Raw genomic sequence first — 22,196 nt, 5'->3', positions numbered from 1 at the left:
AAGCAAACCGCCTGATGGCGCAACTCAATGAATGAGGAAATCCGATGAAAGCAACTCCCATCGCCCTGCTGCTGGCCGGTATCCTGGCCTCACCGCTCTGCGCCGCCGCCCTCGATGCTCGCCTCTCCCTGGTGGACGGCAATGCCGAGGACGTGCGGGTCAACCTGACGCTGACCAACACAGGGGACAAGCCGGTTCGCCTGCTCAAGTGGCAACTGCCGGGCAGCGAGGACGCCCCCCTGTTTGTGGTGGAGCGCGACGGCCAGAAGGTCGGCTACGAGGGGGCCCTGATCAAGCGGGCGGCCCCGACCGACAAGGACTACCAACTGCTCAAGGCCGGCCAGAGCCTGACCCTGCAGGCCGAGATCTCCGGCCTCTACGACATGAGCCTCCAGGGCCAGTACAGCATCCGCTATCAGCTGCCGACCCTGGCACAGGGAACTAGCGGTGCCAAGGCCAAGCAGGCCCAGGCGAGTGAGTCCAACGCCGTCAGCCTCTGGGTGGAAGGGGTGAGCGACGAGCGGCTGCAGGCCAAGGCGGCCCCCCTGGCCGAACCCCAGGCGGTGACCGCCTCGGTGAGCTTCACCGGGCGCTGCACCAATACCCAGAAGAGCAACATTCTGACCGCTCTGGATGCGGCCAGCAGCATCACCAATAACTCAAGCAGCTATCTGGCAGTGGATAAGCCCAGCGGTCAGCGCTATCGCAGCTGGTTTGGTGCCTATGATGCCTCCCGCTGGGATCAGGCCGAGGTGAACTTCAGCAAGATCAAGGATGCCATCGACAACAAGCCGCTCACCTTCGATTGCGGCTGCCAGCAGAGCTACTTCGCCTACGTCTATCCGGATCAGCCCTACAAGGTCTATCTGTGCAAGAGCTTCTGGACGGCGCCGGTCAACGGGACCGACTCCCGCGCCGGCACTATCGTCCACGAGCTGAGCCACTTCAACGTGGTGGCAGGCACCGACGATCTGGGTTACGGTCAAAGCAACGCCCGCAACCTGGCGAGCACGGATCCGTTGACGGCGCTGAACAACGCCGACAACCACGAATATTTCGCTGAGAATACCCCGAGCGAAAATTGATGAATGATGGGGCCGAAAGGCCCCTTCTTGATGGAGGCACCATGATGTCGCTCTTGCTCACCACCCTTGCCATCGCGGCCCCTTTGCAGTGCGAGCTGTCGGTCAAGGCCGAGAGCCCGGTGAACGAACCCCTGCCCCTGGTGATGACCTTGACCAACCTGGGGGAGGGACCCATCGAGGTATTGAGCTGGTTTACCCCCTTCGAGGGTTGGTTTGCCGATGCCATCGACCTGCGCCTCGAGCAGAATCCCATTGCCTACAAGGGGCCGCTGGCCAAGCGCGGCGCCCCGGGTCCTGACGACTTTTTCATTCTGGGAGCCGGTCAGCGCAACAGGGCGGATGCGGATCTGACCCAGGTCTACGATCTGTCCCTCCCGGGCCAATACCATCTGAGCTATCGCCCCCACTCCCTGACCCTGACGCAAGGGGTGGCTCCCAGTTGCCCCGCCATCAGCTTCACCCGGGTGGCGGCGCCCTAAGCCACCCGCTCGCCTTCTGTCGCCAGCAGTCCCACCGCGCGGGCGGCCACCGCCAGGTAACGGGAGGGGTGGGTAGAACCCGTCTGTTCCCGCCAGCAGCAGTGCACCAGCTTGATCACGTGATCGTCCAGGCTCGCGATCGCCAACGGCAACACCTGCTCCCAATTCAGCCCCGTGACGTCCGGCCAGCGTTGGGGTCCCAGCCTTGGTGCCCCGACCGTGATAAAGGCCGCAGCCACCGCCTGCCACATCAGGGTCTGCCAGCGCTCTTTGAGTTCAGGGGGCAGGTGGCGGGCGACGATGGCGGCGGCCCGACTGCCGGTCACCAGGTGCAGCACGGTGAAGTTGCGGGTCTGCCAATAGAGGGGCAGGGCGGCCTCGGCCAGCTGAGCCAGCACATCGCCATCGTCATCGAGACTGCGCGGCAGTGAGTTCGGCCAGTCGGGCACCGCCGCCACTTGGCGCAGGCGCGCAGTGATCCACTCACCCGGCCAGTGTGAGCCCTCCCATTGGGTGGACAGGCTCCCGAGCAGAGCGGGTATGTCTTGGCAGGCCATTCCCTCACCCTCTGGCAATATCAGCGGCTTGCAGCGCCAGGCGGCCAGGGCCGCCGCCTGCTCGCCCAGATGGCCGTTCTCCAGGGCGCAGGCGAAGCGGATCAGGGGATGAAAGGCGCCGCCAGCCGGGGAGAGGCCATCTTCCAGCAGAGCTTCGAAGGTGGGTAGCCAGCCTTCCTCGGCAATGCGGATGGCTAGCAGCTGGCGCAGTCGCACGAAGTGGCGCTCCTCCTCATCGCCTTGATGGTTCAGCCCGGCCGGCAGGGCATGGGCGCTCTGCCAACGGGTGAAGAAGCGCCGCAGCTGAGCCTGGGTCGCCCCCATCTCGTGCAGGGCGTGCAACGCCATGGGGCAGTGGTTGGTGGTATCGCGGCCATTGAGAGCGAAGGCCTGGTTCGCATCGAGCAGAGAATTCAGATAATCCATAATCGTTTGACTCCTTTGGTCGGGGGAGACAGGATTATGCAAGTTCAAGTTAACTTGAGATCAAGGACGAAGATGGATCGCAAATGGCTGGCCATCGGTCAGATAGCCAAGCGCTCGGGTGTCAACGCCAGTGCCCTGCGTTTCTACGAGGAGAAGGGATTGATCGGCAGCGTGCGCAGCGAGGGAGGTCGACGGCTCTACCCCCGGGATGCCCTGCGTCGCATCGCCTTTATCCGGGTGGCGCAGGGGGTGGGGCTGAGCCTTGGGGAGATTGCCGAGGCCCTGGCCGGGCTGCCCGATGGGCGCACACCGGATCGCCACGACTGGCATGGGATCGCTGGCCAGTGGCAGGCGCTGCTCGATCGGCGCATCGAGACCCTGCAACTGATGAAGCGCAAACTCGGCGTCTGCATCGGTTGCGGCTGCCTGTCGCTGGAACACTGCGCCCTCTACAACCCGGGCGATCAGGCCGCCGCCATGGGGAGCGGTCCCCGCTATCTGCTGGGGGATCAGCCGTCAGAGCGCGAGTGCTGAGCATTATCAGGAAGAAAACCTGAGAGGCCAGGCCACTGCGCCTAGCCTTGTCACAACGAGGAGCAGAGATGGAACTGGAACGGCTTAAACGGGAGCTAGAGCTCTTTGGCGAGGAGAACGACAGGGCGCAGCAGGCACGCGGTCACAAGATGCTCAACATCACCAGGGACACCGGCGAGCTGCTGGCGGTCTTGGTACAGACGAGAGGTGCCCGGGAGGTGCTGGAGATAGGCACCTCCAACGGTTACTCCACCCTCTGGCTGGGGGAGGCGGTGCAAAGGCTGGGGGGCCGGGTCACCACCTTGGAGCGGGACGAGGGGAAGGTCGCGTTGGCCGCCCACAACTTCCGGCGCGCCGGCCTCGATATCGTCATCACCCAGTTGGTGGGGGAGGCCGATGCGCTGCTGCCCAACCAGCCGACATCGGGTTATGAGCTTGTCTTCCTGGACTCGGATCGTCAGCAATACCAGGCCTGGTGGCCAGAGATCCGGCGCCTGCTCGCCCCGCGCGGCCTGCTGGTGGTGGATAACGCCATCTCCCATCAGGGGGAGATGCAGGAATGGATGGCTGAGGTTCGCCGGGATCCCGCGTTTATCACCTCCCTGGTACCGGTGGGCAAGGGGGAGTGGCTGATAGCCCGCCTGTGAGCCATCTGTTGTGCCAAGCCGATCCTGCCTCCCGTCACGCCCTATTCACACCTCGATACGGCTGGGGTCAATTGTGCGGCTGATCCGATAAAGAGCCCTGCGGCGCATTCCTGGCTGCAGGGCAATTAATAGCTCGCTTCGTGACACTCTTCGTTATCCATTCTTTCGCTAAATATCCCCATATTTCATGGTTTGGCTCTGGAATCCTCCGCGTTATGTTTTGTCCATGCCACCACGGCACCCTTTAAATAAATGAAGATGCGCCTCGAATAATATTAATTAAACGAAGCACTCCCGTGGTCAGGCTCCCTATAAAGAGGTCATGGCTCCCGCCTGAATATCGTTGGCAAGCGTTTGGATATTGATAAATATAACGAGGTGAATGATGAAAAAAATACGGTCCCTGTTTTTATTGGCGGCGCTGCCCATGGCTCTGATGAGCTCGGTGCAGGCACAGACCCAGTCCAGCCTTGCCGCCATCCAGAGCGCCGGGGTGATCAAGATAGGCACGGAAGGGGCCTACCCGCCCTTCACCTTCCACGACAAGAGCGGCAAGCTGGTGGGCTTTGACGTCGAGATAGGGGAGCTGATCGCACACGGTCTCGGGGTGAAGCCGGAATTTGTCGAGGGCAAGTGGGATGGCCTCATCGCCGGGGTAGATGCCAAGCGCTACGATCTGGTGCTCAACCAGATTGCCATCACCCCGGAGCGATTGAAAAAGTACGATTTTTCAGATCCCTATATCGCCTCCAAGGCGGTGGTGCTGGTGCACAGCGACAACGACGACATCAAGAGCTTCGCGGATCTGAAGGGCAAGACATCGTCCCAGTCCCTGACCAGCAACTTCGCCCAGCTGGCGAAGGCGTCGGGGGCCGAGGTGGTGGCGACCGAGGGGTTCAACCAGTCTCTCCAGCTGGTGCTGACCGGGCGGGTGGATGCCACCATCAACGACAGCCTCTCCTTCCTGGACTTCAAGAAGCAGAAGCCGGACGCCAAGTTGAAGGTGGCGGCCAGCAGTGAGCAGGGGGAACAGTCCGCCGTCTTGCTCGCCAAGGGGCAGCCCGAGTTGCTGGCGGCGGTCAACCAGGCCCTGCGCACCGCCAAGCAGGATGGTGCCTATCAGAAAGTCTCCCTGAAATATTTCGGTACCGACGTCTCGCAATAAGCACGCGGCCATCTCATCACGTTCGAGGTAATTAACGTGCCCCCCTGGTTACAGCTGGTTATCGACTCTTTTTGGCCCCTGCTCAGTGCGGGGCTTATTTTCACCGTTCCCCTGACGCTTATTACCTTCGTACTCGGTATCTTGCTCGGCTTCCTGCTGGCCCTGGCCCGCTTATATGGCCCGAGGCCCCTGGTCGCACTGGTACGCTTCTACGTCTGGCTTATTCGCGGCACGCCGCTGCTGGTGCAGCTCTTTCTGATCTTTTACGGGTTGCCAAGTGCAGGCATAGTGCTGGATGCCTTCAGCGCCGCCGTCATCGGTTTCACCCTCAACATCGGCGCCTACAGCTCGGAAGTCATCCGCGCCACCCTGGCCGCCATCCCCAGGGGGCAGTGGGAGGCGGCGCACTCCATCGGCATGAGCTGGCCCCAGGCCATGGGACGGGTGATCCTGCCCCAAGCGGCGCGCATCGCGGTGCCGCCGCTCTCCAACACCTTCATCTCCTTGGTCAAAGACACTTCGCTGGCGGCGGCCATCACTGTGCCCGAGCTGTTCCAGGCGGCCCAGCGGCTCGCCTCCGTTACCTACGAGCCGCTCATCCTCTATGTGGAGACGGCCGTCATTTACCTGATGTTCAGCTCCGTGCTCTCCGCCTTGCAGGACAGGCTGGAGCGCAGGCTGATCCACAAAGAGACCCGGGAGGTCGCCTCATGATCCGGTTGAGCGGTATCGAGAAGCGGTTTGCCGGTCAGCCGGTGCTCAAAGGGGTGGGGCTAGAGCTGGAGGCCGGTACGGTGACGGCGCTGATTGGCCCCTCCGGTAGCGGCAAGAGCACCTTGCTGCGTTGCGTCAACCTGCTGGAGCGGCCGGACGCGGGGCGCCTGGTGTTGGGGGAGAGCGATCTGGACTTCGCTCGCCCCGTCTCCCGGGCCCAGGTGCTGGCCCTGCGCCAGCAGACCGGCATGGTGTTCCAGAGCTTCCAGCTGTTCCCGCACATGACGGTGCTGGAGAACGTGACTGAGGGGCTGGTGACCGTGCTGAAGTGGCCAAAGGAGATGGCGTTGAGCCGTGGCTGTGAGTTGCTCGAGAAGGTGGGGCTCAGCCACAAGGCTAAGGCGGTGCCGGCGACCCTCTCCGGTGGTCAGCAGCAGCGGGTGGCCATAGCACGGGCCCTGGCGCCCTCACCCAGGGTGCTGCTCTGCGACGAACCCACCTCGGCGTTGGATCCCGAACTCGCCCTGGAGGTGGTCGCCGTGCTGCGCCAGCTCGCCCATGAGGGGACCACCATGCTCATCGCCACCCACGACCTGCGCCTCGCGGCCCAGATCGCCCAGCAGGTGATCTTCCTGGAGGCGGGGGAAGTGGTGGAGGCGGGGAGCGCACACCAGATGTTCACCGCCCCCAGGCGAAGGCGCACCCTGGCCTACATCTCTACCCTGACCGAGGGGCTGCCGGGGAGCTGGAGCATCTAGCGGAGCGGGCGAGAGGACTCTTCATATAAAAAAACAGCCCCGCGGTGCGGGGCTGTTTGCTTGGTGTATTGTGCGTCTGGACGGCAGCTTAAACGGCCAGGTAGTCCATGATCCCCTCGGCGGCCTTGCGGCCCTCGTAGATGGCGGTCACCACCAGATCCGAGCCACGCACGGCGTCGCCACCGGCGAACACCTTGGGGTTGCTGGTCTGGAAGGAGTAGTCCGCCTGCTCGGGGGCCTTGATGCGATCCCGGCTGTCGAGCGCGATGCCGTGATCGGCCATCCAGGGCTGGGGGTTGGGCTGGAAGCCGAACGCCATCACTACCGCATCGGCGGCCAGCACCTGCTCGGAGCCCTCGATCACCACCGGATTGCGGCGGCCGTTGGCATCGGGGGCGCCAAGCTCTGTGCTCACCACCCTGATACCGCAGGTGCGGCCATGGGCATCCAGTTCCACCCCGATGGGCTGCAGGTTGAACATAAATTCCACCCCCTCCTCCTGGGCATTCTTCACCTCCCGCTTGGAGCCCGGCATGTTCTCGGCGTCCCGGCGGTAGGCGCAGATCACCCGATCGGCCCCTTGGCGGATGGCGGTGCGCACGCAGTCCATGGCGGTATCGCCGCCGCCGAGCACCACCACCTGCTTGCCGGCGAAGTCGATGTAGTCGGCCTGGGCCTTCTCGAAGCCCAGCAGGCGGTTCGCGTTGGAGATGAGGTAGGGCAGGGCGTCGTAGACTCCCGGCGCCTCTTCGTTGGCAAAGCCGCCCTTCATGTACTTATAGGTGCCGACTCCGAGGAAGACGGCATCGAACTCGCCCAGGAGGTCTGCGAAGGTGATGTCACGGCCCACCTCGGTCTCGAGCCGGAATTCCACTCCCATGCCCTCGAAGATCTCGCGGCGGCGCTGCATCACCTCTTTCTCCAGCTTGAAGGAGGGGATGCCGAAGGTGAGCAGGCCACCTATTTCCGGGTACTTGTCGAACACCACTGGTGTGACGCCGTTGCGGGCCAGGACGTCTGCGCAGGCGAGGCCAGCGGGGCCGGCACCGATGACGGCGACCCGCTTGCCGGTCTTGACCACCTTGGAGAGATCCGGGCGCCAGCCCATCTCGAACGCCTTGTCGGTGATGTACTTCTCGATGTTGCCTATGGTCACGGCGCCGAAGCGATCGTTGAGGGTACAGGCCCCCTCACAGAGGCGATCCTGCGGGCAGACGCGGCCGCACACCTCGGGCAGGCTGTTGGTCTGGTGGGAGAGCTCCACCGCCTCCAGGATGCGTCCCTCGTTGGCGAGTTTTAGCCAGTTGGGGATGTAGTTGTGCACCGGGCACTTCCACTCGCAATAGGGGTTGCCGCAGTCGAGGCAGCGATCTGCCTGCATGCCGACCTGGGCCTGGTTGAAGGGCTCGTAGATCTCCACAAACTGGATCTTGCGGATCTTGAGTGGCTTCTTGGGCGGGTCGACCCGCTGGACGTCGATAAACTGGAATACGTTCTGGCTCATAGGGTTCCCTCCTTATTGCGCCTGGATTCTGAGTTCTGCACTGGAACGGCTGGTGTGGCCCAAGAGGGACTTGACGTCGCTGGACTTGGGTTTGATCAGCCTGAACTTGGGCACATAGGAGTCGAAGTTGGCCAGGATCTCCTCGGCGCGTGAGCTGCCTGTCTCGTTGAGGTGCGCAGTGATGATGCCGCGCAGGTGCTCCTGGTGGATGGCCAAATCCGCCACGTCCAGCAGTTCCACCAGCTCGGGGTTGGTGCGCTTGGCAAAGTTGCCGCATTCGTCCAGCACGTAGGCGAAACCGCCCGTCATGCCGGCCGCGAAGTTGACACCCGTCTTGCCGAGTATGGTGACTATGCCGCCTGTCATGTATTCACAGCCGTTGTCACCGATCCCCTCGACCACCGCCAGGGCACCGGAGTTGCGCACCGCGAAGCGCTCGCCGGCGGTCCCCGCCGCGTAGAGCTTGCCGCCGGTGGCACCATAGAGGCAGGTGTTGCCTATGATGGCCGCTTCGTGGGACTTGAACGCCACGCCGACGTGGGGTTTGACTACCAGCTTGCCGCCCGTCATCCCCTTGCCCACGTAGTCGTTGGCATCCCCGGTGAGGATCATCTCGAGGCCACCGGCGTTCCAGACGCCGAAGCTCTGGCCGGCGGTACCGTTGAAGTGTACCCGCACCGGATCCGTCGCCATGCCCTGGTTGCCGTAGCGCTTGACGATCTCGCCGGACAGGCGCGCCCCTACGGAGCGGTCCGTGTTGCGGATGTCGTAGCGGAACTCGCCGCCGCTCAGGCTCTCGACCGCGCCGAGCAGGTCCTCCACCATCTTGAGGTTCAGGGGACCCTTGTCGAAGGTGGGGTTGTGCTGCTGGCTGAACAGGCTGGAGCCTGCCGGTGCCTCCGGGCTCGCCAGCACGCCGGACAGATCCAGCTTGGACTGGCGGGCGGTGAGGCCTGGCAGGGCTTCGAGCAGGTCGGTGCGACCGATGAGGTCGGTGAGCTGGGCGACGCCAAGCTCGGCCATCAGCTCGCGGGTCTCCTCGGCGATGAACTGGAAGTAGTTCATCACCATCTCCGGCAGGCCGGTGAAGTGCTCGCGGCGCAGCTTCTCATCCTGGGTGGCGACGCCGGTGGCGCAGTTGTTCAGGTGGCAGATCCGCAGGTATTTGCAGCCCAGCGCCACCATGGGGCCAGTGCCGAAACCGAAGCTCTCGGCGCCGAGGATGGCCGCCTTGATGATGTCCAGACCGGTCTTGAGGCCGCCGTCTACCTGCAGGCGCACCTTGTGGCGCAGGCCGTTGGCGACCAGGGCCTGCTGGGTCTCGGCGAGACCCAGCTCCCAGGGGGAGCCGGCGTATTTGACCGAGGTCAGCGGGCTCGCGCCCGTGCCGCCGTCGTAACCGGAGACTGTGATGAAGTCCGCATAGGCCTTGGCCACGCCACAGGCGATGGTGCCGACGCCGGGCTCGGACACCAGCTTGACCGACACCAGGCAGTCCGGGTTGATCTGCTTGATGTCGAAGATGAGCTGGGCCAGATCCTCGATGGAGTAGATGTCGTGGTGGGGCGGGGGCGAGATCAGGGTCACGCCTGGCACGGAGTAGCGCAGCTTGGCGATCTGGGCCGTCACCTTGTCACCGGGCAGCTGACCCCCTTCGCCGGGCTTGGCGCCCTGGGCGACTTTGATCTGCACCACGTCCGCGTTCATCAGGTAGTGGGGAGTGACGCCAAAGCGCCCCGACGCCACCTGCTTGATGCGGGAGTTCTTCTCGGTACCGAAGCGCTTGGGATCCTCGCCACCTTCACCCGAGTTGCTCTGACCGCCCAAACGGTTCATGGCGATGGCGAGCGCTTCGTGGGCCTCGGGCCCGAGGGCGCCGATGGACATGGCGGCGGAGTCGAAGCGCGGGAACATCTTGGCCGCTGGCTCCACCGCGTCCAGGGCGATGGGAGTCGTGCCCTTCTTCAGGGACAAGAGGTCTCGCAGGGTTGCGACCGGGCGCTCGTTCACCAGGCGTGCGTACTCCTGGTAATCGGCGTAGTTGCCGGAGCGCACCGCCACTTGCAGGGTCTGCACCACGTCCGGGTTGTAGGTGTGGTACTCGCCACCGTGGACGAATTTCAGCAGACCGCCCTGGGTCAGGGGCTTGCGGCCGAGCCAGGCCTGGCGGGCCAGGTTGACCTGATCCTGCTGGATATCGGCAAAGTCGGCGCCCTGGATACGGCTCGACACGCCGCGGAAGCAGAGCTCCACCACGGCCTTGGAGAGGCCGATGGCTTCGAACAGCTGGGAGCAGCGATAGCTCGCCACCGTGCTGATGCCCATCTTGGACATCACCTTGTAGAGGCCCTTGTTGATGCCGTTGCGGTAGTTGAGCATGGCCTGGCGCAGGCTCATCTTGAGCACGCCTTCTTCTACCTGTTTGGCGAGGGTCTCGTAGGCGAGATAGGGATAAATGGCGGTCGCGCCGAAGCCCAGCAGCACGGCGAACTGGTGCGGGTCGCGCACGCTGGCGGTTTCCACCAGGATGTTAGCGTCACAGCGCAGGTTGTTGTCCACCAGGGTGCGCTGCACCGCCCCCACCGCCATGGCGGCCGGGATGGGCAGGGTGTCCGGGCTGATGTCTCTGTCCGACAGCACCAGCAGCACGGTGCCGCTGCGGGCTGCGGTCTTGGCCTCTTCGCAGAGGCGCTCGAGGGCCGCCTGCAGTCCCTCTTCGGGCAGGTAGTTGAGGCCCAGCACCGCATGGCGGTAGTGTTCCCCTTCCAGGGCCAGCAGCTGGTGGAAGTCGGAGTAGAGCAGGATCGGCGACTGGAACAGTACCCGGTGGGCGTGACCGAAGGTCTCGTTGAACACGTTCTGCTCGCGGCCGATACAGGTGGCCAGCGACATGACGTGATTTTCCCGCAAGGGATCGATGGGCGGGTTGGTCACCTGGGCGAACATCTGGCGGAAGTAGTCGTACAGGGTGCGCTGGCTGGAGGAGAGCACCGCCATCGGGGTGTCATCCCCCATGGAGCCGACCGCCTCCTGGCCGTTCTCGCCGAGCACGCGGATCACCTGGTCCAGCTCCTCGTAGGAGTAGCCGAACAGCTTCTGATAGGTCTTGAGGCGATCGTCCGGGAACTCGCGTGCGCCTGTACTGGCATCGTCCATCTGCTCGAACGGCACCAGGCGCTTGCAGTGCTTGTCCATCCACTGCTTGTAGGTGTGGCGGCTCTTGAGATCGTCGTCGATCTCGAAGCTGGTCCAGATCTTGCCGTTGCTGGTATCCACCACAAACAGCTCGCCCGGGCCGACCCGGCCCTTCTCCAGCACCTCGTCCGGGGTGTAGTCCCAGGTGCCAACTTCGGAGGCCAGGGTGATGAACTTGTCCTTGGTGATGACGTAGCGGGCCGGGCGCAGGCCGTTACGGTCCAGCGCGCAGGTGGCGTAGCGGCCGTCGGTCATGACGATGCCGGCCGGGCCATCCCAGGGTTCCATGTGCATGGAGTTGAAGTCATAGAAGGCGCGCAGGTCGTCATCCATGTTTGGGTGCTTCTGCCATGCAGGCGGGATCAAGAGGCGCATGGCGCGGAACAGGTCCATACCGCCGGCGAGGAAGAGATCCAGCATGTTGTCGAGGCTGGAGGAGTCAGAACCCGTGGTGTTGACGAAGGGGGCTGCTTCCTGCAGATCCGGAATGAGCGGGGTCGCAAACTTGTAGCTGCGCGCCTTGGCCCACTGGCGGTTGCCGGCGATGGTGTTGATCTCGCCGTTGTGGGCCAGATAGCGGAACGGCTGCGCCAACGGCCAGCGCGGGCTGGTGTTGGTGGAGAAGCGCTGGTGGAACACGCAGATGGCGGCCTGCATGCGAATGTCGGCGAGATCCAGATAGAAGCGCGGCAGGTCCACCGGCATGCACAGCCCTTTATAGACGGTGACCAGGTTGGAGAGGCTGACCACGTAGAAGTAGTCGTCGCTGATGCGCTTCTCGATGCGGCGGCGCACTATATAGAGGCGGCGCTCTAGATCCTTGTCGACCCAGCCGGGGGGCGCGTTGACAAAGACCTGTTCGATGCTGGGCAGTGAGGCCTTGGCGATGGGACCGAGCACATTGGTATCGATGGGCACCTTGCGCCAACCGACCAGACTCAAGGTTTCCCGCTCCAGCTCCTCGTCGATGATGTCGCGAGTGGCCTGGGCCAGGACAGGGTCCGGGTTCAAGAACAGCATGCCGACCGCATAGTTGCGGCCAAGGTGCCATCCCTTCTCCTCGGCGACAGCGCGATAGAAGCTGTCCGGTTTTTGCAGCAACAGGCCGCAGCCGTCGCCGGTCTTGCCATCGGCGGAGATACCGCCGCGGTGCTGCATGCGAGCCAAGGCTGACATCGCGAGACGGACAAGCTTGTGGCTGGCTTCCCCTTCCATGTGGGCCAACAGGCCGAAGCCACAGTTATCCCTCTCCAGCTTTGGATCATATAGTGACATTGCATTTCTCCCTTGCTCGGCCTTCCATCGCACTGTCATCAACTGACTGCATAAATTGCGATTGGCTCTTGTGGTTCCGTCCGCCTGAGGTGGCGAATCTCCAAACTAATGGGAATTTTGGGCAAGGTCAATTGGACATCCCTGCTGTTTGCAATGTTACATCGCCATAACAAAATGCGGGGTTGGAGGTGTTTTAAGGCGATGGTTTACATGTAAATCTGGTTTTGTGTTTATGTGTAGTGTTTTATTCCGATAATGACGAGTTTGGTGGTTGACTGCATCGTGCCGGCACCCTGTAGTAATCTTACCAATTCACCCTCTGGAGGGCGGGCAGGGATCACATTTCAGGAACCTGTGCCTTGCATTTGTAAATTGACAGGCTATCTAGAAATTATTCATTGTTAACAATTGCTTATGGCTCATGTCTGCTGATGTTCGTTCGTCTCATGGTGATGAGGATGGTTTCCAAAGGTAACCCAAATACAGAGTTGGTGGGTATTTATTCTACTAAATGTGAATATTTATATGATTTATGTCCGCTGAGTGGCTTGATCCAGCTCAGCGCCCCCAAGGGTCATCGCCCTTACAATGGCGCCTCATCACGGAGGCGTCATGCAGTTACACGAACTCATCAATACATTCGGCCAGGATCTCAAGCAGCGTCACGGCCAGAAGATCCACAAACTCTCCATTCATGGCGCCTTTACCTGCCCGAACCGGGACGGCACCCTGGGCCGTGGCGGCTGCACCTTCTGCAACGTCTCCTCTTTTGCCGACGAGTCGGCCCAGCAGCTATCGGTGGTGCAGCAACTGCTGGCCCGGCGGGACGAGGTGACCCGCGCCAAGCGCTACCTCGCCTATTTTCAGGCCTATACCAGCACCTATGCCGAGGTGGAGTACTTGCAGCGCATGTATGAGGAGGCCTTGTCGGTCAGCGACATGGTGGGGCTCTGCGTCGGCACTCGCCCCGACTGCGTGCCGGATGCGGTTCTGGATCTGCTGGCCGGCTATCAGGCTCGCGGCTACGAGGTGTGGCTGGAGCTCGGGCTGCAGAGCGCCAACGACAAGACGTTGCAGCGGATCAACCGGGGCCATGGCTATGGCGCCTATGAGGACGCGGTGCGACGCGCCCACCAAAGAAGCATTAAGACGTGCGCCCACCTCATCGTCGGTCTGCCCGGGGAGGCGGCCATGGACAGCCTGGAGACCCTGCATCGCATCGTCGATACCGGGGTGGAGGGGATAAAGCTGCATCCGCTGCATGTAGTGGAGGGGAGCACCCTCGGCAAGGCCTGGCAGGCGGGGCGCCTCGTGGTACCGACCCTGGCGGAATATGTGGAGGCGGCGGTGGCCATGATCCAGCACACTCCGCCCGAGGTGGTGTACCACCGCATCTCCGCATCGGCCCGCCGTCCAACCCTGCTGGCGCCGGCCTGGTGCGAGAATCGCTGGACCGCCATGGCCGATATCGCCAGTGAACTGGCTCGTTCAGGCCCCCAGGGTGCTCGCCTCGGCCGACCCTTCTCCCTCGCCGGTCTTAATGAGTTGTCACTCTGATTTCATCAAAAAAACAGGGGGTTATTAGAAGAAATTCAGTCTTTGCGGTATAGTTTCATTCAAGTCGCCTTGGTACTATGGTCGGCTTGAAAAATATATTGTTATCAATAAGCTTGTAGTGTTTACGAATCGTGCAGGGCATCCTGAAGTCAAGGTCGCCGTCTCACTCCGTACCTCATTGATCGCGTCGATGCGATCCCATTGCGGGGGAGTCAGGCAGTTTCATGGAATATCCTGTCACCGTGCGCTAATCAGGTTGTCAGTCATGGGATCCGTGCGCTGTGATTTTTGCCGATCCCCGCCGCTTCGGGTGGCGACTCTCCCGCGACAACCGTTCGGATCATATTTAACGGGATGCTATGCAAGCAGAAACTAGCCGTATTGATGAGCTACTGGAATGCCTGGTCTTCTTGACCCGCTTTTATGGCGTGCCCAACAGCCAGGATGCTCTGACCACCGGCTTGCCGCTGGTATCCGGTCGCCTGAGCACCGCACTCTTCAGCCGCGCCGCCGAGCGGGGAGGGCTCTCCGCCCGTGAGGTGATCCAGCCGCTCGAGGGGATCTCCTCCCTGCTGTTGCCCTGCGTGCTGCAGACCCGCAACGGTGGCGCCTGCATCCTGCTGGAGTGGAATGAAGACAGAAGCCAGGGCAAGGTCATCTTCCCCCAGGCCGGCGATGCGGCTCAGTGGGTCAGCGTTGCCCAGCTCGGGGACGAGTACAATGGCCGCTGTTTCTTCGTCAAGAAGCAGTTCAAGTTCGACGAACGCTCCCCCAAGGTGCTGGAGACTCGCGACGGCCACTGGTTCTGGAGCACGCTGTTCGAGTCCCGTGGCATCTATCGGGACGTGCTGATCGCTTCCATCCTCATCAACCTGTTTGCGGTGGCCAGCCCCCTGTTCACCATGAACGTCTATGACAAGATAGTGCCGAACCTGGCCTTCGACTCCCTCTGGGTGTTGGCGGTCGGTGCCATGGTGGTGTTCACCTTCGATTTCGTCATGCGCCAGCTGCGCAGCTACTTCATAGACATTGCGGGCAAGAAGTCTGACGTGCTGCTGTCGGCCAAGATCTTCGCCAAGGTGATGGGCATGAAGATGGAGTCCCGTCCCGCCTCGACCGGGGCCTTTGCCAAGCATCTGCAGGAGTTTGAATCGGTGCGTGAGTTCTTCACCTCGGCCACCGTCTCCACCCTGATCGATCTGCCGTTCGCCATCTTCTTCCTGTTCATCATCTGGATCTTCGCCGGCGTCATGGTGGTGGTGCCCATCGTCGCCATCCTGATCCTGGTCGCCTACAGCTTCTATATTCAGGAGCCCCTCAAGCAGTCCATCGAGGAGGGTTCCCGCCTCGCGTCCCAGAAGAATGCCAACCTCATCGAGAGCATCTCCGGCCTCGAGACCGTGAAGATCTTCGGCGCCGAGAGCCTGTTCCAGCACCGCTGGGAGCAGGCTGTGTCCCACATCTCCACCTGGGGCGTGCAGACCCGTCGCATCACCAACTCCATGTCATCGCTGGCGAGCTACATCCAGCAGGTGGTGACCGTCGGTCTCGTCATCGTCGGGGTCTACCAGATCTCGGAAGGGCTGGTGACCATGGGGGGCATGATTGCCGCCGTCATGCTGTCGAGCCGTGCCATCGCGCCCATGGTGCAGCTCTCCGTGCTCTCCACTCGCTATAACCAGGCCAAATCTGCCCTCGAGATCCTCGAGAAGATCATGATGACTCCGGGGGAACAGGAAGAGGGCAAGCAGTACATCCACCATCCCGTGATCCAGGGCCGCATCGAGTTCGAAAACGTCTCCTTCAAGTACCCGGGCATGGAGAGCAGCACCCTGCACAACATCTCCCTGCGCATCGAACCTGGCGAGAAGGTGGCCATCATAGGCCGGATCGGCGCGGGCAAGACCACGCTGGAGAAGCTGCTGATGGGTCTCTATCGCCCGACTGATGGCTCAGTCAGGCTCGATGGCTTTGAACTCGATCAGCTGCCGCCGGCGGCCATTCGCCGCAACATAGGCTGTGTCCCCCAGGATGTGACCCTCTTCTTCGGCTCGGTGCGCGACAACATCATGCTCGGCAACCCGCTGGTGGATGATGCCCGTGTGCTGCGCGCCGCCAAGCGCGCCGGGGTGACCAACTTCACCAACCGGGATCCCAACGGGCTGGACAGACAGATAGGTGAGGGGGGGCGCCAGCTCTCCGGTGGCCAGCGTCAGGCCATCTTGCTGGCTCGCGCCCTGCTCAACGATCCCCCCATTCTGGTGATGGACGAGCCAACCTCCAACATGGACAACCAGTCCGAGATGCTGGTGAAGCAGGAACTGGCCCGGCTCGGGCCAGAGACTACCCTGATCCTGATCACCCACAAGACCTCCATGCTGGACGTGGCGTCCCGCGTGATCGTCGTGGAGCAGGGCCAGATAGTGGCAGACGGCCCCAAAGAGGTGGTGTTGCAGCAATTGAAGGAAGGCAAGGTCCGCGTGCAGGAGACGGCCAATGGCTAACAACTGGTTCAAGAAAACGGCGCCCGACACTGTCCTGCCATCCCCGGATCAACTGGAATTCGTGGACGACGGCGCCGCCGCCGTCCTGCTGAGCACGCCGACCCGTGCCAGGGTCCTGCTGTGGGCCTGTTTCCTGTTCTTCATGAGTGCCATCGTCTGGGCCGCCTGGGCGAAGCTCGATGAAGTCACCGTCGGCCAGGGCAAGGTGATCCCGTCTCGCCAACTGCAGGTGATTCAGAACCTGGAGGGGGGGATCGTCAAGGAGATCTTCGTCAAGGAAGGGGACATCGTCGAGAAAGGGGAGCCCTTGCTGCGCATCGACGATACCCGCTTCAAGTCGGACTTTCGGGAGCGTGAGCAGGAGCTGGTGACCCTCAAGGGGGATATCGCCCGTCTGCGCGCCGAGATCAAGAGCGTGGTGGTCAAGAACGAGCCCAATCTGGGCTGGCGCGAGCAGGTGGTCATCGACAAGCAGCCCATCGTCTTCCCGGACGGCTACGAGAACGTGTTCGCCGAATATGCGAACCGGGAGAAGTCGGTTCAGAACGATCGCCTCAACAACCTGCAGAACCAGCTCTATATCCTCGGCCAGCAGATAGAGCAGAAAGAGCAGGAGACCATAGAGCTCAATGCCAAGATCCGCACCGTGAGCCGCAGTGTCGATCTGGCACGCCAGGAGCTCAATATCAGCCGCCCTCTCGCAAAAGAGGGTATAGTGCCTCAGGTGGAGCTCATCAAGCTGGAACGGCAGGTGAACGAGATGCAAGGGGAGCTGGAGGCCAATCGGCTGCTGATCCCCAAGTTGAACTCGGTGCTGCGTGAAACCATCTCCAAGCGAAATGACATTGCCCTGAAATTCCGGGCCGACTCCCAGACCGAGCTGAACGAGCGCCAGGGCAAGCTGGGCCAGCTCTCCGAGGGGCAGGTCGGGTTGCGTGACAGGGTCGATCGGACCAGCGTCATCGCCCCCCTCAAGGGCACCATCAAGAAGCTCAAGATCAATACCCTGGGGGGCGTCGTGCAACCCGGGATGGACCTGATGGAAATCGTACCGCTGGAAGACACCCTGCTGGTGGAGGCCAAGGTCTCTCCCAAGGACATCGCCTTCCTGCGCCCAGGACTCGAAGCCGTGGTCAAGATAACGGCATATGACTTCACTGTTTATGGAGGTTTACATGGCAAGGTTGAACAGATAAGCGCGGACTCCATCCAGGACGAGGAGGGCAACTCCTTCTACCTGGTGCGGGTCCGTACCGAGAAGAGTTATCTGGGCGATGAGCTTAACGCACTTCCCATCATCCCCGGTATGTTAGCCAGTGCAGATATCATTACTGGTAAAAAAAGTGTCCTAGACTACTTGCTAAAGCCGATCTTGAGGGCTAAGCAGTCGGCACTGAGAGAACGATAAAGCCAACAATCTAATAACAACATGACTGGAGATACCATGAAGAAGACGATTGTTGCCATGCTGGTCAGTGGCGCAGTGCTGTTCCCTGGCCTTGGCCAGGCTCAAACGCTGGAACAGTCAGTGGCACAGTCACTGGCTACCCATCCGAAAATCAAGGAAGCTTTTGACCTCTATCAGGCACGACAGTACCAGCATGATGGAGCCAAGGGCGGTTACTATCCCACCATCGACCTGCGTGGCGGTGTCGGTTATGAGAAGACCGACAGCCCCTCGACCCGTGCTGCGGGTAATAGTGGTAACGGTGCCATCGATGACTCCATGACCCGTAAAGAGGCCGGGATCAGTCTGCGCCAGATGCTGTTCGACGGCTTCGACGTCAGCAGCAACGTGGCGCGTACCGATGCCGCCGCCGAGGCCCAGCGCCTGGCCATGATCTCCGAGGCGGAGAACACAGCGCTGCGCGTCGCCGAAGTGTATCTCAACATGCTGCGTCAGCAGGAGATCCTGGAGCTGTCCAAGCAGAACCTGGAGACTCACGAGCAGATCCGCAGCGACATCCAGAAGCGGACCGATTCGGGTCTCGGCTCTACCGCCGACCAGACCCAGATCGACGGTCGTGTGGCCCGCGCCTACTCCAACCAGGCCGCGGCCGAGAACAACTATCGGGATGCCGAGAGCGAGTTTATCCGTGTCGTGAACGAGGTGCCCAAGGATCTGGTTCAGCCCACGCCTAACAGCCAGCTGCTCCCGGCGACCCTTGAGGATGCGCTGAAGACGGCGACCGAGGTACACCCGACCCTGCTCTCCTCCCTGCAGGACATCGAGGAAGCCAAGTACCAGCATGAAGGCTCCAAGTCCGGTTTCTATCCGAACGTGGCCTTCGAGGTGGATCAGAACTGGAACGAGGATATCGATGCGGTCAAGGGCCGTAACGACGATCTGACCGCCATGGTCAGAATGCGTTACAACCTGTTCCGCGGTGGCTCAGATCTGGCGGAAAGCAAGGCCACCTCGGCGCTCTATTCCCAGGCGAAAGACATTCACCTGAATGCCTTCCGTCAGGTGGAAGAAGGCACTCGTCTGGCCTGGAACGCCAAAGAGTCGCTGGCCAAGCAGAAGGTCTTCCTTAAAGAGCACGTGGACGCGAGCTACGATACAGTACAGGCGTACAAGAAGCAGTTCGGTCTGGGCCAACGGACCTTGCTGGACGTCTTGAACACGGAGAACGAACTGTTTGAGGCGCGTCGCAGCTACATCACGGCCGAGTATGACTCCCTGCTGGCGGATTATCGGATCCTCAATGCCACCGGTGGTCTGCTCAACGCCATGAACGTGCAGCAGCCCGCCGAGTGGCAGGCCAACAACAACTGATGTCCACTCCGTTGACATGAGTTCAGACAAAGCAATGGCTGCAGCTCGCTGCAGTCATTCTTTTATGTTGTTGTCTCACAGGAAGTTTTTGATGAAATGCCGCAGGGGAAGAATGTGACGTCGTGGTACCAAGCAAGCCGCAACGGGATGACCGGGTGGAGAGGGTTCACATGCCTCTCTCTGCGCGGGTCGCGTTCGATGTTGTGGCTGTGCCTGCTCGCTTTGCCCCTGTTGCTCAATGCCAGTCAACCTCTCTCATCGGCAGATCTCAAGCTGGTCAAACGAGCGGAAGAGACTTATGGGGTGAGGGCGGGCAAGCGGGTGACCGGTTGGCGCACTCTGGCCATGCAGAACCGGGATGCGGGTCTGTCGGATCGGCAAAAACTGGAGAAGGTGAACCAGTTCTTCAACCAGATGCGTTTTATCGATGACATCAAGCTCTGGCACAAGAAAGATTATTGGGCGACCCCGCTGGAGTTTCTGGGGGCCGCCGGCGGAGATTGTGAAGACTTCAGCATTTCCAAGTATTTTACGCTGCTGGAACTTGGCATTCCGGATGAAAAAATGCGAATGGTATATGTCAAGGCATTGGATTATAACCAGTTTCATATGGTCGTTGCTTATTATGAGACGCCCGCCTCTGTGCCATTGATCCTGGACAATCTGGTCGGTGCCATTCGCCCGGCCAGTCAACGGGCGGATCTGCTGCCAATTTATAGCTTTAACGGTAGTCACTTGTGGTTGATGAAGGCGCGTGGTCAAGGGGAATTGACCGGACAGTCGTCACGCTTGGGATTATGGAATGATTTACGCAATCGCATGACTTCGGGGCGATTGGCTCGGCCAGTGCTGAATTTGGATGATTAACCTATGACGCTCTACAGACAATTATTGGCAACCATGTTGCTCCTGTTCGGATTGCTGTTTGCCGCCACCTATTGGGTGCAGTTCAATTCGACTCGCAACTATCTGGCACAGCAACAGGAAACCACGGTGATCAATACCGCCACCTCCCTGGGGCTGGCGTTGACGCCTTATCTGGAGAATGGCGACAAGGTCAGCGCCGAGTCCGTCATCAAGGCCGTGTTTGACGGCGGTTATTATCAGTTGGTGCGTCTGGACTTGCTGGCCTCCAAGGATGTGATCGAGCTGGAGAACAGCAACAATATTCAGGGTGTGCCCCAGTGGTTCATCGGGTTGGGGCTGTTTCCCGAGGTATCCAACGAATCGATTCTGACCTCCGGCTGGCTGCAGCTGGGCAAATTGAAGGTGGTGGGCCATCCCGGCCAGGCTTATTACGAACTCTGGGAGGGGATGAGCAGGCTGGCCAGCTGGTTCCTGATCGGCTTCCTGCTGACCACCATCTTGCTGATGCGGGCCCTGAACTACCTGCTCAAGCCCCTTAAGCTCATCTGTGATCAGGCCGTCGAGATTGAATTGCATCACTTCGGACATGCCATCCCTGAGCCCAAGACCCGCGAGCTGAAGCAGGTGGTGCAGGCCATCAACATCCTGTCCAGCAAGCTGGCGGTGCAGTTCAAGGAGCAGGCTGACGAGGCGGAAAACCTGCGGGCGCGGGTCTACGTGGATGCCGTCTCCGGTCTTGGCAACCGCTCCTACTTCGTCGGCCAGGTCAATGCCTGGATTGCCGAGGCGGGGCAGGGCGGCGTCATGCTGGTTGCCGTCGACATGCTGGATGATCTCTATCGGGAAGAAGGGTTTGCCGCCCGGGACAACATGGTCAAATCCATCGCCCAGGTGCTCAAGGAGTTGCTCAATGGCTGGGATGGCGCCGCTCTGGCCCGGATCTCGGCCACCGAATATGCTCTGCTCTGCCCGACCGACGATCTCTCCCGCCTCAAGGAGCTGGCCGAGATCATCAACAGCCGTATCGCGGATCTGGTCGTCAACCCCATGGGCGAGGGGCGTGCGCTCTCCGTCATCGGGATCGCCGGCCGCGATGGCAGCGAGGATCTTTCCGCCCTGCTGACCAAGGCGGACAACGCCCTTGGCAAGGCGCGCAACGAGCGCCGTGGCGCCGTGGTGATGGAAGGGGGCACCGAACAAGGGCTGATGGGACGTCTGGCCTGGCGCGACCTGGTTCAGGATGCCATCAACAGAAGCCTGTGGCGCTTCAAGGCGCAGCCCGCCTGCCGCTTTGATGATGGCACCCGGCTGCATGCCGAATTGTTTGCCTCCATCTCGCGGGATGGCACCGATTACTTTGCCGGCCAATTCCTGCCCGCCATCGAGCAGTTCAAGATGGGGCCCGAGTTCGATCAGGCCGTGCTGGATGCCAGCGTCCCGCTGTTCCAGCAGCAGGCCGATCTGGTGCTGGCCGTCAACATCACGGCGGGCTCGCTCTGTTCAGATGAATTCCTGGTCTGGTTGCGGGGCTATCTGGGCCAGCACGGGGATCTGAAAGAGAAGCTGCTGTTTGAAATTCCTGAGGCGGCCATCATGAAGCACAAGGATCAGGTCGCGGCCCTGGTCAAGGTGTTGCAGGAGCATGGCTTCCAGTGGGGGGTCGATCACTATGGTCGCCACTTCCAATCCCTTGGCTATCTGGAAGAGTTGGCCCCCTCCTACGTCAAGGTGGATCACGGTTACACCAGCCAGATCATGGAGCCGGGTGCGGATACCTCCTTCCTGGCGGCGGTCTGCCGGGCAGCGCACAACGCCGGTGTCACCACCATCGCCACACGGGTGGAGGATGAACAGCAGGTGGAGATGCTGGCCAAGTTGCACATCGACGGCTATCAGGGCTTCGTCCATCCGGCGTTTCCGCTCTCCTGAGCGACCTCAACATGAAAAGGGCCCCGATGTGGGCCCTTTTTTATATCCATTTTGAATAAGCCTGCGTTTTTTTAACGCCGGCGTAGCGAATGAACCAAAACATGAATTGTTAATGCATTGATTTGTTTATGTAAAAAAACACTGTTCGATTCGCTGCATCGGAAGGGGCCGGGCAGATTCAAATCAGTACATTTTTGCAACGGAATCCGGCAGGGAGGAAA

The 22,196-nt window shown here is 61.2% G+C and carries 16 protein-coding genes; 13 read left to right on the top strand and 3 right to left on the bottom strand.

Annotated features, from left to right (window positions below):
• The first annotated feature begins 44 nt into the window (after nucleotides 1-44).
• Both ACT5M9_RS03650 and ACT5M9_RS03645 read left to right on the top strand, forming a co-directional pair.
• Nucleotides 45-1,085 (top strand): M35 family metalloendopeptidase, encoded by a 1,041-nt coding sequence (locus tag ACT5M9_RS03650; RefSeq protein WP_457981612.1) that lies wholly within the window; start codon nucleotides 45-47, stop codon nucleotides 1,083-1,085.
• Nucleotides 1,086-1,126: 41 nt separating this feature from the next.
• The gene (locus ACT5M9_RS03645; protein ID WP_457981614.1) at nucleotides 1,127-1,564 is read left to right on the top strand and encodes a protease; all 438 of its coding nucleotides are present in this window, start codon (nucleotides 1,127-1,129) and stop codon (nucleotides 1,562-1,564) included.
• On the opposite strand, the gene ACT5M9_RS03640 is transcribed toward ACT5M9_RS03645, so the two are convergent.
• Nucleotides 1,561-2,547: a questin oxidase family protein gene (locus tag ACT5M9_RS03640; protein WP_457981616.1), complete on the bottom strand. Its 987-nt coding sequence runs from the start codon at nucleotides 2,545-2,547 to the stop codon at nucleotides 1,561-1,563. The genes ACT5M9_RS03645 and ACT5M9_RS03640 overlap by 4 nt on opposite strands.
• A gap of 72 nt (nucleotides 2,548-2,619) precedes the next feature.
• Between ACT5M9_RS03640 and soxR the strand changes: the two genes are divergently transcribed.
• From soxR to ACT5M9_RS03615, 5 genes are all read left to right on the top strand, one after another.
• Nucleotides 2,620-3,081: a redox-sensitive transcriptional activator SoxR gene (gene soxR / locus ACT5M9_RS03635; protein WP_457981617.1), complete on the top strand. Its 462-nt coding sequence runs from the start codon at nucleotides 2,620-2,622 to the stop codon at nucleotides 3,079-3,081.
• Between the two features lie 68 nt (nucleotides 3,082-3,149).
• Complete coding sequence (locus ACT5M9_RS03630; protein WP_457981619.1) at nucleotides 3,150-3,728, top strand: O-methyltransferase; 579 nt, start codon at nucleotides 3,150-3,152, stop codon at nucleotides 3,726-3,728.
• Between the two features lie 385 nt (nucleotides 3,729-4,113).
• Nucleotides 4,114-4,893 (top strand): amino acid ABC transporter substrate-binding protein, encoded by a 780-nt coding sequence (locus tag ACT5M9_RS03625; RefSeq protein ID WP_457981621.1) that lies wholly within the window; start codon nucleotides 4,114-4,116, stop codon nucleotides 4,891-4,893.
• A 36-nt stretch (nucleotides 4,894-4,929) separates the two neighbouring features.
• Complete coding sequence (locus ACT5M9_RS03620; protein ID WP_457981622.1) at nucleotides 4,930-5,607, top strand: amino acid ABC transporter permease; 678 nt, start codon at nucleotides 4,930-4,932, stop codon at nucleotides 5,605-5,607.
• Complete coding sequence (locus ACT5M9_RS03615) at nucleotides 5,604-6,365, top strand: amino acid ABC transporter ATP-binding protein (RefSeq protein ID WP_457981624.1); 762 nt, start codon at nucleotides 5,604-5,606, stop codon at nucleotides 6,363-6,365. Before ACT5M9_RS03620 ends, ACT5M9_RS03615 begins: the two co-directional genes overlap by 4 nt.
• Nucleotides 6,366-6,453: 88 nt before the next feature.
• On the opposite strand, the gene ACT5M9_RS03610 is transcribed toward ACT5M9_RS03615, so the two are convergent.
• Both ACT5M9_RS03610 and gltB read right to left on the bottom strand, forming a co-directional pair.
• Nucleotides 6,454-7,869, bottom strand: coding sequence for a glutamate synthase small subunit GltD family protein (locus ACT5M9_RS03610; protein ID WP_457981626.1), 1,416 nt, complete (start codon nucleotides 7,867-7,869; stop codon nucleotides 6,454-6,456).
• 12 nt (nucleotides 7,870-7,881) lie between these two features.
• Entirely contained in the window at nucleotides 7,882-12,339 is a 4,458-nt protein-coding gene (gltB, locus tag ACT5M9_RS03605) for a glutamate synthase large subunit (protein ID WP_457981628.1), read from the bottom strand.
• Nucleotides 12,340-12,951: 612 nt separating this feature from the next.
• Between gltB and mnmL the strand changes: the two genes are divergently transcribed.
• From mnmL to ACT5M9_RS03575, 6 genes are all read left to right on the top strand, one after another.
• Nucleotides 12,952-13,896: a tRNA modification radical SAM protein MnmL/YtqA gene (gene mnmL / locus ACT5M9_RS03600; RefSeq protein ID WP_457981630.1), complete on the top strand. Its 945-nt coding sequence runs from the start codon at nucleotides 12,952-12,954 to the stop codon at nucleotides 13,894-13,896.
• Between the two features lie 359 nt (nucleotides 13,897-14,255).
• The gene (locus ACT5M9_RS03595; RefSeq protein WP_438549012.1) at nucleotides 14,256-16,400 is read left to right on the top strand and encodes a type I secretion system permease/ATPase; all 2,145 of its coding nucleotides are present in this window, start codon (nucleotides 14,256-14,258) and stop codon (nucleotides 16,398-16,400) included.
• Nucleotides 16,393-17,808: an HlyD family type I secretion periplasmic adaptor subunit gene (locus tag ACT5M9_RS03590; protein ID WP_457981632.1), complete on the top strand. Its 1,416-nt coding sequence runs from the start codon at nucleotides 16,393-16,395 to the stop codon at nucleotides 17,806-17,808. Before ACT5M9_RS03595 ends, ACT5M9_RS03590 begins: the two co-directional genes overlap by 8 nt.
• A 36-nt stretch (nucleotides 17,809-17,844) precedes the next feature.
• On the top strand, nucleotides 17,845-19,179 hold the full coding sequence (locus ACT5M9_RS03585; RefSeq protein ID WP_457981633.1) for a TolC family outer membrane protein: 1,335 nt from the start codon (nucleotides 17,845-17,847) through the stop codon (nucleotides 19,177-19,179).
• A gap of 147 nt (nucleotides 19,180-19,326) precedes the next feature.
• Entirely contained in the window at nucleotides 19,327-20,046 is a 720-nt protein-coding gene (locus ACT5M9_RS03580; RefSeq protein ID WP_457981674.1) for a transglutaminase-like cysteine peptidase, read from the top strand.
• Nucleotides 20,047-20,049: 3 nt separating this feature from the next.
• On the top strand, nucleotides 20,050-21,975 hold the full coding sequence (locus ACT5M9_RS03575) for an EAL domain-containing protein (RefSeq protein WP_457981635.1): 1,926 nt from the start codon (nucleotides 20,050-20,052) through the stop codon (nucleotides 21,973-21,975).
• Nucleotides 21,976-22,196 lie beyond the last annotated feature (221 nt).

The organism is Aeromonas sp. AE23HZ002T15 (assembly GCF_054165525.2).
The sequence above is the reverse complement of the archived record's forward strand: the minus strand, read 5'-3'. Positions and strand labels throughout refer to the sequence as shown.